The organism is Thalassomonas actiniarum (assembly GCF_000948975.2).
Classification (GTDB): Bacteria; Pseudomonadota; Gammaproteobacteria; order Enterobacterales; family Alteromonadaceae; genus Thalassomonas; species Thalassomonas actiniarum.
This window is the reverse complement of the sequence record NZ_CP059735.1, coordinates 3,633,659-3,648,995: the sequence shown is the minus strand read 5'-3', so window position 1 is coordinate 3,648,995 and position 15,337 is coordinate 3,633,659. Positions and strand designations below refer to the sequence as shown.

The following is a 15,337-nucleotide window of genomic DNA, read 5'->3' as shown; positions in this document are numbered from 1 at the left end:
AATGACCAAGTCAGAACTCATTGAAAGATTGGCAGAGAAATTAAATCATTTATCTGCTAAAGATGTCGAACAAGCTATTAAAGAAATTCTTGAAATGATGGCGCAATCTTTGTCAAAAGGTGAGCGGATAGAAATAAGAGGATTTGGTAGTTTTTCGCTACATTTTCGTGCTCCTCGAGTAGGCAGAAACCCTAAAACGGGTGATGCCGTAGAGCTATCCGGTAAATATGTTCCACATTTTAAACCCGGTAAAGAATTACGGGAAAGGGTTAACCTTTCCCATGCTTAATTTTTTAATTTAGCTAATCAACGGCATGCTACGGCATGCCGTTTTTTTTAATCACACTTTTACGGGGGTTGGTTTGCGCATTGTTCTCTTGTCTTTTTTCATCTTGATCCTGTTTGCTATTGCTTTTATTTTCGCCACTCAGAATAACCAGATTGTTGACCTTAACTATTTGATCGCAGTAGCACAGCCCACAGTTGCACAAATGGTGAGCCTGTTTACCGGCATAGGGTTTTTCTTAGGTTTGCTTACTGCCCTGTTATGGAAGTTCGTCTCTGCCTTAGGCGGTAAAAAATCATCCTCTCAAGACATTAAGGTTAGCTGATAAGATATGCTAGAGCTGTTATTTCTGTTGTTGCCCATTGCCATGGGTTATGGCTGGTTTATGGGGCGCAACAGCATTAAACAAAAAGATCAAAGTGCCAAGCAGGACTTGTCGATCAAATATTCCACCGGTTTAAATTACTTGCTCTCGAACCAGCAGGACAAGGCGATAGATTACCTGATTGAGGCCTTGAAGGTGGAAGATGATACCGTTGAAGCCCACTTTGCCATGGCCAATTTATTTCGTCGCCGTGGTGAGCTCGATCGGGCATTAAAAGTGCATGAATATCTGGTGAGGCAAAGCCATTTACCTAGCCAGGATAAACAGCAGGCGGTGTTTGAGCTGGGTAAAGATTTTTTAAGTGCCGGTTTATATGACCGCGCCGAAAAAATGTTTACAAAAGTGTTAAAGTCCAAGACCTATGGTTTGAAAGCTTTAACCTATCTGATGCAGATTTTTCAGTCCACCAAAGACTGGCAGCAGGGGATAGCTTTAAAAAAAGTGATTGTTAAAACCAAAGACAAGCGGCTGTTGCATACTCTGGCAAATTTCTACTGTGAACTGGCGACCACGGCACTGGAGAAAGATGAATTTATTGAAGTGCTGGAGCTGTTGGAAAATGCCTTAAGTTATGATCCCAACTCCTGTCGCGCCAACTGGCTGATGGCGCAGATTTATGAAAACCACCAGCAGTATCGGGAAGCGAGCCAGTGTTACCGGGATATTTACCAGCAAGACAAGGACTTTTTTCCCGAGGTTATCGAACCTATGCATGCCTGTTATGTCCATCAGGATATTGAAGAAGAGTTTTTCACCTTTATCCGTAAGGTCTATGAAGAAACCGGCAGCTCAAGTGCCTTGCTGAAATATTTAACGTATCTGGAGTCCAGGTACGGCGTTAATAAAGCGAAAGAATTTTTATTGTCGGCGCTGAAAAGGCGGCCGACGATACGTGGCTTTAAACATTTTGTAAAAATGCAGATGACAGATTCAGAGGATAATCACACCAGTGAAGGTCTGGATGTCATTAAAGAGCTGATCTCGGCTTATTTGAATATGAGACCCCGTTATACTTGCCATACCTGTGGTTTTAATAGCAGTACCCATTACTGGTCATGTCCGTCCTGTCATGGCTGGGAGCAGTTAAAACCGGTGCGCGGGCTCGAAGGTGAGTAGGTTTCGCCCGTTTGAGCGATGTTTTTGTTTAATTTTTAGGATACACAAGGGTAAAAATGATGAATGATGCAAAAGTCCTGGTTGCGTTGGATTTTGATAACAAAGCGCAGGCTTTGTCTTTTGTCGATAAAATTGACAGCAATGATTGCCGGTTAAAAGTTGGCAAGGAAATGTTTACTTATTTTGGCCCTGAATTTGTACGTGAGTTGGTGGATAAAGGTTTTGATGTTTTCCTGGATCTGAAATTCCACGATATCCCCAATACCGTGGCGAAAGCAGTGACCGCGGCGGCGGATCTTGGCGTGTGGATGGTAAATGTCCATGCCAGCGGCGGCCGGGAAATGATGTTAAAGGCAAAAGAAGCCCTGGAAGCCTATGGTGACAAGGCGCCGTTATTAATTGCGGTAACCGTGTTAACCAGCATGGGAGAAGAAGACTTACAAGGTATAGGCATTGATGCTTCCCCTGAGCAGCAGGTGATGCGCCTGGCAGGGTTGACCAAAGACTGCGGTCTGGACGGTGTTGTTTGCTCTGCCTGGGAAGCCGAAAAGTTAAAAGCCGCTTTTGGTGAGGAGTTTAAACTGATCACACCCGGCATTCGTCCTGCGGGGGCTGCCAGCAATGATCAAAAACGTATTATGACACCTGAGCAGGCGGTTGCCGCCGGGGTTGATTATTTGGTTGTTGGTCGCCCGATCACTAAAGCCGCCGATCCGCATCAGGTGCTGTTAGATATTAATCAATCGCTTATGGGTTAGTGCCGGAATAAAGTTCCACTTCTTTTTGACAAAGGCAAGAATCACTTCTAAAAATAATAAGTGGCCGATTTCAACGGCCACTTATTTAACCCCCTGTAGGAATATTTGATATAGAAGGATTTTGTCATGAAAAACATTTCTTCATTGCTGTTGATCGCGCTGTTAACTTGTTTTAGTGCCGTATCCATTGCCAAGCAAATGCCGGAGCAAGCTAAAGCTATGGATGTTGCCAGCCAGGCGGTAGATATTAACCAGGCCAGTCTGGATGATTTGATCTCATTAAAAGGTGTTGGCAAGAAACGGGCGCAAGCCATTATTAGCTATCGGGAAACGAATGGAAAATTTGCCAGTGTCGATGATCTGCTTAAGGTAAAAGGCATAGGGGCCAAGGTCCTGGCAGATAATATTCAGCGGTTAAAAATTTAGTTAACGGGAAATCTTTGATCACGAGTTCTGCTCAGGGGCATAAGCTGTCAAACTTTATTTGCATATGCCCCGCACTTGCCTGCCGAAATATCCTGTTGCTTTTGTTGCAATGCCCCCGAAAGCTGCTCTTGCTTATCAAAATAACCTATGGCCTTATATAACACCTTTACCGTGAAAAATGGTAAAATATTGCTTATAAGCGCATGTTATGGAAATGGTTTATGTCACTGGAAAAAATATCTTCGCAGCTAAAGCATTCAGGTACAGAGCAAAAGTTGCCGCCGGTTGAATTATGGGATCCTCCCTATTGTGGTGAAATGAATTTAGTCATCAAAAAGGACGGCAGCTGGTATCACAACGGGACTGTTTTTAAGCGGCAAAAGTTAGTTAAACTCTTTGCTTCGGTATTAAAAAAAGAACGGGATGATTATTTCCTGGTAACCCCGGTGGAAAAAATTAAAATCACCGTTGAAGATGTTCCTTTTATCCTGAGCCAGTGGTCTTGGGGACAGGAAGGTGAATATGGTGACATGCACCTTGCCACTAACCTTGGTGATGAATTTATTTTTGGGGAAAACCATCCTTTGCATATTGCTGATAACGGCTGTTTGTATGTGACGGTGCGCCGTAACCTGCTGGCGAAAGTTCACCGTAATGTGTTTTATCAGTGGGCAGATCTTGCCAAAGAGCGAATAACCCCACAAGGAACCGAGTTAATCCTGCCTTGTGGCGGGCATGAGCTGGTTCTGGGGCGCTTTTAAAAAATCACAGAGCCATTCCTTTTGCTGCCAGCCTTGATTTATCTTAGCTGGCATTTGCAAAATGCAAATATCCTCTCAATTTGCACAGCCAAGTAATTTATAGACTATGCTTTGCTTATATCCGTCTGATAATCGAAGGAATTGAGCTGATATGCCTGTGCAAAGCCCGGAGAATAGCAATATCTTACCTACTTTATTGTTACTTGATGATGAAGAGGGGATCCTGTCCAGTTTAAAAAGAACCCTAAGGGGCATAGAAGCCAATATCGTCACTTTTAATTCGGCACTTGAAGCCTTGCAATACAGTGAGCAGCATCCGGTGGAGGTGGTGATTTCAGATCAGCGCATGCCGGAAATGGACGGCTGTGAATTTTTAACCAAGATCCGGCATTATTGGCCGCATTCGCAGCGTATTATCCTGTCGGCTTACCAGGATTTTGGCAAAGTCTCCGCTGCCTTTAATGCCGGGGTGGTGGAACGTTTTATCTGCAAGCCCTGGGACAATAACGAGTTGAAGTTTATTGTTAATAAAGCGCTGGAAGTGCTGGTGACGAATTCGACGGATCATCAGGAAAGAGAAAGTCTGCTGCCGGGAACACCGGTAAATTTTCACGGTCTGGTGGCGGCAGATGACAGCATGAATGAATTATTCGACAGTATCCGTCATGCCGCCAGCACCAATGCCCCGGTTTTTATCACCGGCGAAACAGGGACAGGCAAAGAGCTGGTGGCCAAGGCCTGTCATCTGGAAGGTTTTCATCAGGATGAGCCTTTTATCGGGGTGAACTGTGCCAACTTCACCGAGCATTTGATGGAGTCCCAGCTTTTTGGTCATAGCAAAGGGGCTTTTACCGGGGCGGTCAGTGCGCAGGAAGGGCTATTTGCTGCTGCAAAAAACGGTACCTTGTTTCTTGATGAAATCACCACCTTGTCCAAACCCTTGCAGGCAAAATTACTCCGGGTTATTCAGGAGCGGGAGTTCACCCCGTTAGGTACCACTAAGGTTCAGCAGTTTCAGGCACAAATTATTTCGGCCTCATCCACTTCCATCGGCGAAGCCGTGATGGCGGGAGAGTTTCGAGAAGACTTATATTACCGTTTAAATGTCATTACTTTTGGCTTGCCGCCGCTGAGGGAGCGGGGGGCCGATATCCTGCTGCTGGCGCGATTTTTCCTGAAAAAGTATGCCAGGCTTGAAGGTAAGCATTTTCAAGACTTTAACCGCGATGCGATTCAGATCATCTGCGGTTATGACTGGCCTGGTAATGTCAGACAACTGGAAAATGTTATCCATGGCATGGTGGTGCTCAATACCGGCAAAAAAATTACCTCAGAAATGATTATCAAATCATTATCCAATATGGTCGGGGGTTTTGCCGCACCGGTAAAAGCGCTTTCGGCAGAGTCTGCGACTGAAACCCCTGGCAGCACAGAGCAGCAGGGTCAGCAAGGGATCTTGCCTTTATGGCAGGTAGAAAAGCAGGCGATAGAGCAGGCTATCGCCTATTGCCAGGGCAATGTCCCTAAAGCGGCAGCCTTGCTGGAAGTCAGCCCGTCTACCCTTTATCGGAAAAAGCAAAGCTGGGAATAAGGGGTTGCTTTTTCGCCTTTAGAGTTCAAGGGACAACAGATGTGATTTGTTAAGCCAGTTTTTTACCCGGTTGGCAAAGCCGGGAAAATAACGGCTGAGTTTATCGGCTTCGCGTAATAACTCCTGTTTTAATCCCGGATTATACCTGTCATTAATTACCGTACCCAACAGCAGTGCCTGTGCCTTGTTAAGCTTTTCAATCGTGCTTTTGATACTGGCCTGGGAGGTAACGCCGGCTAATACCGTCAGGATACAGGCATCACAGGCACTGGCGGCATATTCACCCGGCAAATTGCCGCTGTTGTGCAAGCCTATCGGTGAGGTATCTAAAAGCACGGTATCATAGTTTTTCAGCCATCCCTGGATATGATTTGCCAGCATGCCCGGCTCCCTGAGCTGCATAATAACTTCGCGCCTGGCAGGAGCGGTGATCACTGCCATTTTTATTTCTTTGTGTAATGAAAGCATATGGGGCTTGGACAGACCTTGCTCAGGTGTAGATGATGACGGCAATGCCAGCGCATTGCTCAGATGGGGACTGTGCAGGTTTAAATCCACCAGCAAGGTAGAGCGACCCGCGTTAAGGTTACGTCTGGCCAGTGCCCTGATAACCGTGCTGACGCCTTCTTGCGGCTGGCTTGCGGTCACGGCAAGGGAGCGGACATTGCCCGCCATCATTGCGGCATAGATGCGCTCTATTTCAATATAACCGTCCGGGATCATCATTATAAGAACCCCAGCAAAGCGGCCAGAGATACCAGTTCGAAGGTATTTTCCAATCCGTTGCGTACTTTGGCCAGGGTACTTTCTCCCTCATCCGGCACATAGACCGTATCCCCGGCGCGTATCACAGGCAAAAGGCTGAAATCGGCACTTTTGGCAAAGCCGGACAGATCAAAGATTCTGGCCTGATCTCGGCAGCAGGACAGGTTGATGACAGTGATTTTCTCAATATGGGCACTGTCGCTGGTGCCGCCGGCCTGGGCCAGCAGATCTAAAATTGTCATATTATCATCAAAGGCATAACGCCCGGGTTTATTCACTGAGCCCAGTACCCTGACCGTGGTTTCTTTCGCTTTTTCCAGCCAGTGGCGGTTCTGCTCCGGTAGGTAAATGGTATCTCCTGTGCTGACTTTCGGCAGTAAATGTTCATCACCGGTTTCAAAATATAACGCCAGGTTAACCTTAGATATCTTGGCAGTTTTCTTATTACGGTGACTGATACGGATATTTCGCAGGTCCGCCTTATCCGTCGGACCGTCGGCGGCGGCAAGGATATCTAAAAAGTGCATATCATCGGTAAACATATAACGCCCGGGGGCGCCGACCTGGCCAAAAACATAGATGGACTTGTCGGATGCTTGTCTGACCCACTGGGATTTATTGTCGGTGGGATCTGTGGGTAAATCATGCACCCGGATGGTGGCCCCGGCAACAATCGTCGGCAGTTCGTGCTCGGCGCGTCCCTGCTTGATAAAACTGTCGAGATCAAAGCGGTAACTTTGCAATGTCCCCTGTTTGTCTTTAGAGACGATATCTATACCCGAGGTATCAGCCCTTGATGTCGGGCCGCCGACATGGGCGAGTAAGTCCAGAAAAGACATTTCATCCGACCATTCCACCCGGCCGGGTCTGACCACTTCCCCCAATACCCTGACGGCCCGACTCGGGGCAACCTTGAGCCAGGACTTTTCATTGATATCGGTTTTTTCCGGGACAAATATCGCGTCGCCCGCTTGAATGTGCGGCAGTCCCTCCCTGGAGCTGCCTTCGGTATAGGCGGATAAGTCAAAGGGGCGGACCTCGCCGCTTGCCTTGATGATACGGATCTGGCGCGACTCGGCAAACCGTGTCGGACCACCGGCATTAGCGAGGATATCCATAAAACTGGCTTCAGCCTGCCCCTGATAGGCACCGGGTTTAAAGACTTCTCCCATGACATAAATCATATTGGCACCGGCATTGATCTGCTCTTCTTTTTTCGGGACAAAGATGGTGGTGCCGGCGGCGATTTTCGGCAATAAGTGTAAGTCGCCGCTGTCAAGGTAACGGGTCAGGTTAAAGAGTACAGGTTTGCTGTCGATGATCACCCGTATTTGTTCAACCCCGGCATAACGGGTGACACCGCCGGCTTTCATCAGGTATTCCACCAGGTTGGATTTTTCATCAAAGACAAAGCTGCCCTGGCTGTGAACTTCGCCGAAAACCTTGATCGCCAACCTGTCTGTGGCATCGCCGCCGGCGGCAATTTTTGACGGGTCAAACTCCATTTCAATATTGCCGATTTTTGATGAAGCCGGTACAAACAGGGTATCCATGGAGCTTAGTTGCGGCAAGAGATCGGATTCGCCGCTGTCCAAATAGCGTTTATAGTTAAAGCGCTTTGGCGCTTGCCCGCTTTTGCGCAGTTGCAGCTGGTCAAGCTGGGCACCGGCCCTTAAACCACCGGCCGCCTTTAACGCCATTTGTATATCGGCATCACCGGGTAATAACACTTCCCCCGGGGTGTGGACGTAACCCAGGACAAATACCAGCTTCTGTTTTTGGGCCAGGTAGACCTGGGCGCCATTGAGATCTTTAAACACCCTGGAAAGCGCCGTCATCACCTTATGCTGCAGCTGCACCCGCGTTAAACCGGCAACGTCAAGTACGCCGACTTCCTGGAGTATGATTTGTCCCTGTTTGTTCACGGTGAACCCCTGGTTCAGGCTTTCTTCACCGGGCAGGGCGATGTGAATTTTATCCCCGATATGGATACGGTAGTGGTGCTCGTGGTCACTTTCTTGGGCATCAAGTTGGCTGAGCTCTGCATCGGTGCTATTGACCGTCACCGTTTTGTTGGCAAATACCTGTGTAGAGAAAAGGCAGGCAAAAGCCAATAAAGCAATGAATAATCGCCTGGTTTTCAGCGGGGTCACCTGAATATTATTACTCATCTTGCCAGCCTCCATTTTCTTGTGTTTGGGGATGTTCAATCAACTCGATACTGACCCGGCGATTGACCAAGCGTATTTGCGCTTCACTGCCCAGAAACAGGGGATCATTTTCCCCGATGGCACTGATCCGGATGCGCGTTTCGTGGATACCGAAAATGTGCAGATAACGGGCGACCTGTTTTGCCCTGTTACCGGACAGTTTCTGGTTATACTCGCCATCGCCCCGATCGTCGGCATGGCCGGTGATCAATAAATGGTATTCAGGGGCTTGTTTCAATAATATTGCTGCCTCGGCCAGTTGCGCCATATATTTGGGGCTAAGGGCAAAAGAGTCGGTGGCAAACTGGTTATCGTGGTTGAGCAGGCGTTGAATTTTCTCGCCCAGCTCCCCGGGGCTGGCTAATGCTGTGCTTTGCGGCAAATCGCAAATTTCATGCTCGTTGACATAATCGAGCTGATGTTCGAGACGGGCAATCAAGCGGCGCTGGATGATAATATCATTGGCGGCGTCGTAGACCAGGCCACCGGCTATTTCCCGGGCGATGCGCTTTTGCCGGGTCTTAGCCTGTACGACAGTGGCAGGGAAACATAATTCGGCGCCTTCAAGCACCAGAATATCAAGCTGCTGGCTTAACAGACTAAAGTCAAAGCGTAAGCCGTGTGCCGGCGTTAGCGGCTGGTCAGCTTCCACCGGATAACGGCTGTCCAGGGAGTGTTCGGCAAAGCCGCCTTGACCGTGCGGCGGTCCCGAGCTGCAAGCCGACGTGAATATCAGGATCAAAAAGCATGCGTGTCTGTGCATCATTACTACTCCCGGTTAAGGCATAACAAAATCTCGGTTTTGCTATTCCTGGTTGCTTTTTCGTATTGATGTGAGAAATGCACAGTTTACGCCAGGCTTTTATTTTATTTAATATAAAGTAAAATCAAATAGTTATAATCCTGTAGATGTTTTACCCCCTGGCAAATTGCAATTATTCTTAGATTGCAATGCTATTTGCCAAGGGGAAACTTGTCTGTGTTGATGACCCTGTGCTGCTGACTTCCTCATCCGCTTTCGCTGGCCAATCGATCATAGGCCAATACCGTGTCTTTAATATTGCCCTGTTGTTGGACGAAAGCCCGGGGATTTTGCCGGTAAGATACTACGCTAAGATTTAAAATAGCCTCGGCGATGCAAAACGGTTTTTCCGGCGGCACCAGCACACTGCTTTGCTGACAAACTACTTCACTGCTGCCGCCGACATTAGTGATCACCGAAGGGATGTTGCAGGCCTGGGCTTCCAGCGGGCTTAGCGGCATGCCTTCAAAACGTGACGGCAGGCAAAAAACATCCAGTGCCTGATAAAAACTCGGCATATCGTCAACGACGCCGAGAAAATGTACCCTGGCACCTAGTCCTGCCTGCCTGACCTGGTGCTTGAGGGCATTTTTGGTACTGCCGTCACCGGCTATAGCCAAATGGTAACAAGGGGGCAGGCAACCGAGTGCCTTGATCAGGATATCCTGGCCTTTGACCGGCTCTAAGCGGGCGGCACAGCCGATCAGGCTGACATTTGCCGGCAAATTAAATTGCCGGCGCGCTTTTAGCCGGTCTCCGGGGACAAATTTGTCTATGTCGATACCATTGGTGATCACTTTGACCTTGCTTGTTTTCAGGTAATCGCTGACTTTTTCGGCCACGGCTTGTGCATCTGCCACCCATGAAGGTTTCAGGCAGCTTATCAGGCACTTTTGCAAAAAACGGCGTTTTTTATCGGCTAAATGCCAGGCATCATGTTCGGTATGGATCAGGGACTTTATGCCGCAAAAACGACTGGCCAGGCCACCGTAAAGCAAGGGGCCAATATGGTGGGTATGGACAGAGGTAATCTTGTGCCAGGAAAATAACCGGATCAAAGCCTTGATCACCCTGGGCTGGAAACCGGGTTGTTTATTGAGAAATACCAGGCGATCGGCGAAGGGCTTTAACACCGGCCATTTTTCCATGGCCTGCTCCCGGGTGCCTTCGAGGCTGAAAACCAGGGTTTTATGCTTGCTGTGACGCATAAGGTCCAGTACCAGGGTTTCTATGCCTCCCGGACTCAGGTGTTGAACGACTTGTGCGCTGACGCTGGGTTTGGATGTTTTCATGATATTTCTCCGGCTAAGGATTTGATATTAAAGGGATCGGTCTGTGGCGAACCTGCTGTCCCGGCTGTTAGCGGCGGTATGCGGCTTAACAGCGCCACCCCGGCCAGTTGTTCCAGGTGGTCGCGGCGATAGATACAGGTACAGGCAAGCTCAAGTAAAATTGCCGTGGCAATGCCGGTAAATAAACCGCCGATAATACCCGCCAGCACAAACACTACTGCCGGCAAGTTCACCGGTGCATTGGGGGTGTAGGGTCGATCGATAACCTTAATCCGTTTACTTTGTTCGAAAATACTTAATGCGCCCGTGATATTAGCCATTTCGTGGCGACTGAGCAGGTCTTCATACAGGGATCTTTTCACTCTCAAGTCCCGTTCCAGTTTTAAACGTGCCTGCTCGTATACGCCAAACTTTTCATTGGTATGCTCTAAGTCGCTGATCATGGTTTTTAATACCGATAACTCTTCCCTCAGGTGCTCCAAGCGGCTGCGCCCTTGTTGCAGGTTTTCCAGCTGGGTCAGCAACAAAGGACGGTTATTGCTGTCATCTCCCGAGGTTGCTGCGCTGGCAATATCCCACAATTGGTCGGGTTTCATCAGCTTAGGGGTTTGGCTGAGCAGCAACTGGCGTTCATTTTCCAGGTGCCTTAACTGGCGTTGTTTGGCCTGAACTTTGGAATGATTATCGGTATAACGGGCTTTTAGCAGGGTTAAATCTCCCCGGTAGCGGATGATCTGTTCTTCCAGGCGACCGATAACCGGGTTGGTTTTTGATAATTGCTGGTTAAGCCCACCAAGACTCTTTTCTACCCCGGCTTTTTCTGCTTCGAGCTCGGCGAGCTTTTCCCGTAATTTTGCCAGGCGGGTGATGCTGCCGGCGTGCAGTTCAGGAATGTTTTCGGCATTAAGATCTTTAAATTTGGCCAGGGCAGCTTCAGATTCATCCAGTGCCTGGCGCCGCTGCTCCAAATGATTGCTTAAAAATATCACTGAATCAGTCATACTTGATCGCTCCGGTGCCAGCAACTGTTCAACGAAATGTTTGCTCACCGATTCAAGGATCTCCTTCATGCCATGGGGGCTGGTTGAGCGATAATCTATGCGGATAAGATCTTTGCCCGACATCATCATGGATAAATTACCGGAGAGCTGACTGATGACCCTGTCCTGCTCTACAGGCGTGGCATCGGCGGCAAACAAGGACATCTCTGCGGCAACACTGGAAAGAATATGACGCGAATGTAATAAGGTTTGTAATGAGTCCAGCCTCTCTTTGAGCATGGAGGAGACGGCGAGATCTTCCAGAAAGGGATTCATCTTTGCCGTTTCCTGAATGAGCATGCTGGTGTGGGCCTGATAATGTTTGGCGCTGAAACTTGAGATCGCTAAACCCAACACCGGCATCACCAGGGCGGGTAAAATAATCACGTAGCGCCTGCGCCAGGCACCGATCAGGATGTAGAGCAAGCGGTAGCTGAGATCTGTCATAAGGTATCTACCAGTTCAGAAACCTGATCGGCCCGGGCGGCCCAGGTATCTTTGAGCACGGCGTTCTGGCTGGCCCGGGTAACATCCCGTTCCAGGGCCCGTTTTAAGGCCTTAACCATGGCCGGTGCGCTGTGGATGACATCAATTAGCTTGCCGTAAGGTTTCAGGGCAGGAAAGGCAGTACTGACCACGGGACGACCCGCGGCCAGATATTCGCGCAATTTTAACGGGTTGCAGGCCCTGATTTGGGCATTATCACAAAAGGGCAGCAGGGAAACCGTCCAGTGCTGGCAATAGCCCGGCAGTAACCGGTGGGCCCTGGGGCCGAGGAAGTGAACATTTTCCAGGCATTGCAGGCGACTGATATCTATATGAATTTCACCGATAAAGACAAAATGCCAGTGACTTAACTGCGAGACCACTTTTTCCAGCAATTCGATATCCAGCCAGGGAGAAATGCTGCCATAAAACCCGGCAATGGGTCTGCCGTCATCGGGTAGATCGGCAGCCCTGGGGGCCGAGGTGGCGAATAAATCAAAATCGACGCCATGGGGCAAGGCACGGGTGATCTTTGACGGGAACTTGTTGCTTAACAGTTCGCTGGCGGTGAGGATCAGTTGCGCCCGCTGCACCAGTTCATTTTCCCTTAAGCTGACGGTATCATGATCGACTCCGGCCAGGGCGGAAAAATCATCGCCGCAATAATAAACCACGGAAGACTCGCCGAGCTTGCCTACTACGTCCACTGCCGTGGGCAGCGAGGTCCATAACACAGGCTCGGTTACCTGATGCAAGGCCATGATTTTTTTCAGTTGCCGTACCAGGAAGTAAGCGCCGATTTTCCGGGTCAGGTGATGTCTGGGGGCGGGCAGGGTTTGCGGGTTAACCAGCACAAACTGCTCGCTCGGCAAGCTCTGGGGTTTGGCCTGTTCACCGCGAAAGACAAGTTTGACAAACTTGTGCAGCAAACGCTTGAGATCTTTGAATTTCAGTTTCGGGTGTCGCAGGCCGATGGAGTTTACCCAGATCACTTTCCGCTCCTTTGAAAGGTGGCGGATGATATGTTGGGTGCTGCTTGGCAGTGCGCCCCAGTCTTCACCAAAAACGATAATATCGCGTTTCATAAGCCTATCCTCTTATTTTCTTGGATAAAAAGTCGATGCATCAATGTAAATACGCTGCTAGAGGGTCTTAATGACCACCGCAGGCACTCCCCCGGCCAGTACTCCGGGGGGAATGTCCCTGGTGACCACGCTGCCGGCCGCTATGATGCTGCCTTTGCCTATGCGTACCCCGGCCATGACCGAAACCCCGGTGGCGAGCCAGACATCGTCTTCGAGTACGATATCTTTGACCTGCTCATCACTGTCAGGGACGCCCTGTGCCCGTAGTGCGGCATTGACGGGATGGCCGGGATATCCCGCCAGAAATGCCCGGCCGGCGATCCTGACGTTATTGCCGAGAATAATTTTTTTGCCCACGGCAATCGTGGTCATCCAGCCGATATCGCAGTTATTGCCGATAAACAAGGTCGGGTTTTTGCCTTGCCCTTTTTTCTGGCTGCTGCGGCCGCTAAAGGTGGTTTGCGCGCTGATACGGCAATCATTGCCCAACCTGATATGTAACGGGCCCGAGAGGTGAGGCAGACCGCCATAAAGATAAAGGCCTTTGCCGTAATGGATCAGCTGACTTTTAAACAGCGGCGTCCAGTAAAAGCAACGCAGCAAAAAAGCGATGGCGCCGCTCAGGCTTTGGTGCAGGAAATAAACCAGTTGGCACAAAAACTTAGGTGCGGGAATTTCAGCAATACGCAGTTTTTTGAGCAAGCGGCATAAGGCTTGTACCCGGGGATGTTTATGGTGCTTAAGCCACTGTTTACCTGTTTGAAGCAGTAATATAGTCATTGCCGGATACCTCTTATTCAAAAACAAGAAAAACGCTTTATCCCTGAGCATTAATGCTTACCAGCTCGTAAGCGTGTTTTCTGTTAATAACCTTGGTTTACACTGGTAATAGCATTTAAAGTGCCAGTTATTTATTGTTTAAATTACAATGAGTTATGTTTTTGTTTTTTTAAAGGCTATGCAAATTGCAGAGTAATTCGCTTAAGTTTTTGCTTTTTGCGAATCAATTTGACGGGCCAGGGCGATGATCAGTGCCGCCTGGATATAGATGGGCCAGGTGAAACCCTGGGTCAGAAAAGTGCCCGAGACTATGGTACCGAGCAAGCCGGCATAAACCGCCTGGGCACAGGCAAGCATATAACCGGGGGCCGAGGTTAATTTTGACAGCGCACTGATATTGTTACTTGCGGTTTTAAATAGCACCACAATCAAGGTAATAAAACTAAACAGGCCTAAAAACCCCGTTTCTGCCAGTACCCCGAACCAGGTGCTGTGCACCGCATGATTTAAACCGTCCCAGTGGGGACTGTAATAAAAATAGTTGGCATAGAAATTATCCAGGCCAACCCCGGTAAAAGGGTTTTCCAGCGCCATCTTATAGGCGGCTTCCCAGGCATAAAGACGTCCTTTGGCGGACGCATCCAGACCGGCTTCACTGCTGCCGCCCGAGGCGCGATCTGAAATACCGGCAAGGGCATAAATCAAGACGGCGCCGACAGCCGATAATAAAATAAACAGTAACTTGTTTTGCATGCGCCGGTAAATAAACACGGCAAAAACCGCTAATATACCCAGCAGGCCGCCGCGGCTCTGGGTGGCGATCACCGCAAAAAACAGCAATGGCACACTGAGCATGCCCAGCAAGCGCGGAAATCGGCCTATGCCCGGGGTCAGGGCCAAACTCAAGGCGAAAGCGGCAGGAAACATCAGCACCAAGGCAAGATCATTGGGATCCCCTAGTACAGAGCCCAATGCCCGGCCTATGGTGACCCGGGTTTCTTCCACTAAACCTATGCCGGAGGCTTTATTGTATAAGGCTGTGACGCCGACAATGCCCCCGGCAACCGTGATGGTGACCGAAGCGAAGGAGAAATCTTTTTCGCTGCGGGTTAACCAGGCCAGGGAAAAGGTCATCAGGGCGATTTTCCAATACACCCCCTGAAAATAGGCCAGGGCCACCGGGCGGTTACTGGCCATGATCACACCGATAAAGACCAGCAGGAAAAAGATGCTGATATAGGTCAGCTCTTTTCGCCACCATAACCGGATTTTACCGCTGATACCGATATGCCAGCCTAATGCGGCCAGCGAGGCCAGCGACAGCAGCAGAGGAATTTTCAGGGAGTAAAGGGGCGGGAAGACTTCATGAAGGCGGAAGAAGGAGAAGATCACAAACATCAGCACCACCTGAAAAGGCAGTGCCAGCACCACCAGGATGGCAAGCGGCAACAAGGGCAGTATAAGCGGCACTATCGGGTGGGGCAGGCTCCACCACAAGGCGGCGATAAATAAACACACTGAGCCTGCCAGCAGATATTGATCTTTTCTTAGCAT

15 protein-coding genes are annotated in these 15,337 nt (G+C 49.3%); 7 read left to right on the top strand and 8 right to left on the bottom strand.

What is annotated here, in order from left to right; genetic code table 11:
- Position 1 precedes the first annotated feature (1 nt).
- The 7 genes from ihfB to SG35_RS15845 all read left to right on the top strand — a co-directional run bounded on the left by ihfB (position 2) and on the right by SG35_RS15845 (position 5,323).
- Complete coding sequence (ihfB, locus tag SG35_RS15875) at positions 2–289, top strand: integration host factor subunit beta (protein WP_044834816.1); 288 nt, start codon at positions 2–4, stop codon at positions 287–289.
- Between the two features lie 73 nt (positions 290–362).
- Positions 363–611: a LapA family protein gene (locus tag SG35_RS15870; protein WP_084692913.1), complete on the top strand. Its 249-nt coding sequence runs from the start codon at positions 363–365 to the stop codon at positions 609–611.
- A 6-nt stretch (positions 612–617) separates the two neighbouring features.
- Positions 618–1,787 (top strand): lipopolysaccharide assembly protein LapB, encoded by a 1,170-nt coding sequence (lapB, locus tag SG35_RS15865; RefSeq protein ID WP_044834817.1) that lies wholly within the window; start codon positions 618–620, stop codon positions 1,785–1,787.
- A 59-nt stretch (positions 1,788–1,846) separates the two neighbouring features.
- Positions 1,847–2,545 carry an orotidine-5'-phosphate decarboxylase gene (gene pyrF / locus SG35_RS15860; RefSeq protein WP_044834818.1) on the top strand — a complete coding sequence of 233 codons (699 nt, stop codon included), beginning with the start codon at positions 1,847–1,849 and terminating at the stop codon, positions 2,543–2,545.
- Positions 2,546–2,671: 126 nt separating this feature from the next.
- Positions 2,672–2,971: a ComEA family DNA-binding protein gene (locus tag SG35_RS15855; protein WP_044834819.1), complete on the top strand. Its 300-nt coding sequence runs from the start codon at positions 2,672–2,674 to the stop codon at positions 2,969–2,971.
- A gap of 221 nt (positions 2,972–3,192) precedes the next feature.
- Positions 3,193–3,732 carry a DUF1285 domain-containing protein gene (locus tag SG35_RS15850; RefSeq protein WP_044834820.1) on the top strand — a complete coding sequence of 180 codons (540 nt, stop codon included), beginning with the start codon at positions 3,193–3,195 and terminating at the stop codon, positions 3,730–3,732.
- 151 nt (positions 3,733–3,883) lie between these two features.
- Positions 3,884–5,323 (top strand): sigma-54-dependent transcriptional regulator, encoded by a 1,440-nt coding sequence (locus SG35_RS15845; RefSeq protein WP_044834821.1) that lies wholly within the window; start codon positions 3,884–3,886, stop codon positions 5,321–5,323.
- A gap of 18 nt (positions 5,324–5,341) precedes the next feature.
- On the opposite strand, the gene SG35_RS15840 is transcribed toward SG35_RS15845, so the two are convergent.
- The 8 genes from SG35_RS15840 to SG35_RS15805 form a co-directional block, all read right to left on the bottom strand.
- On the bottom strand, positions 5,342–6,049 hold the full coding sequence (locus SG35_RS15840) for a P-loop NTPase family protein (protein ID WP_044834822.1): 708 nt from the start codon (positions 6,047–6,049) through the stop codon (positions 5,342–5,344).
- On the bottom strand, positions 6,049–8,259 hold the full coding sequence (locus SG35_RS15835; RefSeq protein WP_084692906.1) for a polysaccharide biosynthesis/export family protein: 2,211 nt from the start codon (positions 8,257–8,259) through the stop codon (positions 6,049–6,051). Before SG35_RS15835 ends, SG35_RS15840 begins: the two co-directional genes overlap by 1 nt.
- Positions 8,252–9,064 (bottom strand): OmpA family protein, encoded by an 813-nt coding sequence (locus SG35_RS15830; protein WP_044834823.1) that lies wholly within the window; start codon positions 9,062–9,064, stop codon positions 8,252–8,254. The genes SG35_RS15835 and SG35_RS15830 overlap by 8 nt, the downstream gene beginning before the upstream one ends.
- A gap of 242 nt (positions 9,065–9,306) precedes the next feature.
- The gene (locus SG35_RS15825; RefSeq protein WP_044834824.1) at positions 9,307–10,392 is read right to left on the bottom strand and encodes a glycosyltransferase; all 1,086 of its coding nucleotides are present in this window, start codon (positions 10,390–10,392) and stop codon (positions 9,307–9,309) included.
- Positions 10,389–11,879, bottom strand: a complete 1,491-nt coding sequence (locus SG35_RS15820) for a GumC family protein (RefSeq protein ID WP_044834825.1) — start codon at positions 11,877–11,879, stop codon at positions 10,389–10,391. The genes SG35_RS15825 and SG35_RS15820 overlap by 4 nt, the downstream gene beginning before the upstream one ends.
- Positions 11,876–13,003 (bottom strand): glycosyltransferase, encoded by a 1,128-nt coding sequence (locus tag SG35_RS15815; protein WP_044834826.1) that lies wholly within the window; start codon positions 13,001–13,003, stop codon positions 11,876–11,878. The genes SG35_RS15820 and SG35_RS15815 overlap by 4 nt, the downstream gene beginning before the upstream one ends.
- 57 nt (positions 13,004–13,060) lie before the next feature.
- Positions 13,061–13,783 carry an acyltransferase gene (locus SG35_RS15810; protein WP_044834827.1) on the bottom strand — a complete coding sequence of 241 codons (723 nt, stop codon included), beginning with the start codon at positions 13,781–13,783 and terminating at the stop codon, positions 13,061–13,063.
- 201 nt (positions 13,784–13,984) lie between these two features.
- Positions 13,985–15,337 (bottom strand): O-antigen ligase family protein, encoded by a 1,353-nt coding sequence (locus SG35_RS15805; RefSeq protein ID WP_044834828.1) that lies wholly within the window; start codon positions 15,335–15,337, stop codon positions 13,985–13,987.

Bases quoted from the DNA above. Each gene is read 5' to 3' on its own strand.
- SG35_RS15850 (WP_044834820.1), top strand. From the start codon at position 3,193: ATGTCACTGGAAAAAATATCTTCGCAGCTAAAGCATTCAGGTACAGAG.
- SG35_RS15830 (WP_044834823.1), bottom strand. From the start codon at position 9,064: ATGATGCACAGACACGCATGCTTTTTGATCCTGATATTCACGTCGGCT.
- SG35_RS15855 (WP_044834819.1), top strand. From the start codon at position 2,672: ATGAAAAACATTTCTTCATTGCTGTTGATCGCGCTGTTAACTTGTTTT.
- SG35_RS15835 (WP_084692906.1), bottom strand. From the start codon at position 8,259: ATGAGTAATAATATTCAGGTGACCCCGCTGAAAACCAGGCGATTATTC.
- SG35_RS15815 (WP_044834826.1), bottom strand. From the start codon at position 13,003: ATGAAACGCGATATTATCGTTTTTGGTGAAGACTGGGGCGCACTGCCA.
- ihfB (WP_044834816.1), top strand. From the start codon at position 2: ATGACCAAGTCAGAACTCATTGAAAGATTGGCAGAGAAATTAAATCAT.
- SG35_RS15820 (WP_044834825.1), bottom strand. From the start codon at position 11,879: ATGACAGATCTCAGCTACCGCTTGCTCTACATCCTGATCGGTGCCTGG.
- SG35_RS15805 (WP_044834828.1), bottom strand. From the start codon at position 15,337: ATGCTAAGAAAAGATCAATATCTGCTGGCAGGCTCAGTGTGTTTATTT.
- pyrF (WP_044834818.1), top strand. From the start codon at position 1,847: ATGAATGATGCAAAAGTCCTGGTTGCGTTGGATTTTGATAACAAAGCG.
- SG35_RS15810 (WP_044834827.1), bottom strand. From the start codon at position 13,783: ATGACTATATTACTGCTTCAAACAGGTAAACAGTGGCTTAAGCACCAT.
- SG35_RS15845 (WP_044834821.1), top strand. From the start codon at position 3,884: ATGCCTGTGCAAAGCCCGGAGAATAGCAATATCTTACCTACTTTATTG.
- SG35_RS15840 (WP_044834822.1), bottom strand. From the start codon at position 6,049: ATGATGATCCCGGACGGTTATATTGAAATAGAGCGCATCTATGCCGCA.
- lapB (WP_044834817.1), top strand. From the start codon at position 618: ATGCTAGAGCTGTTATTTCTGTTGTTGCCCATTGCCATGGGTTATGGC.
- SG35_RS15825 (WP_044834824.1), bottom strand. From the start codon at position 10,392: ATGAAAACATCCAAACCCAGCGTCAGCGCACAAGTCGTTCAACACCTG.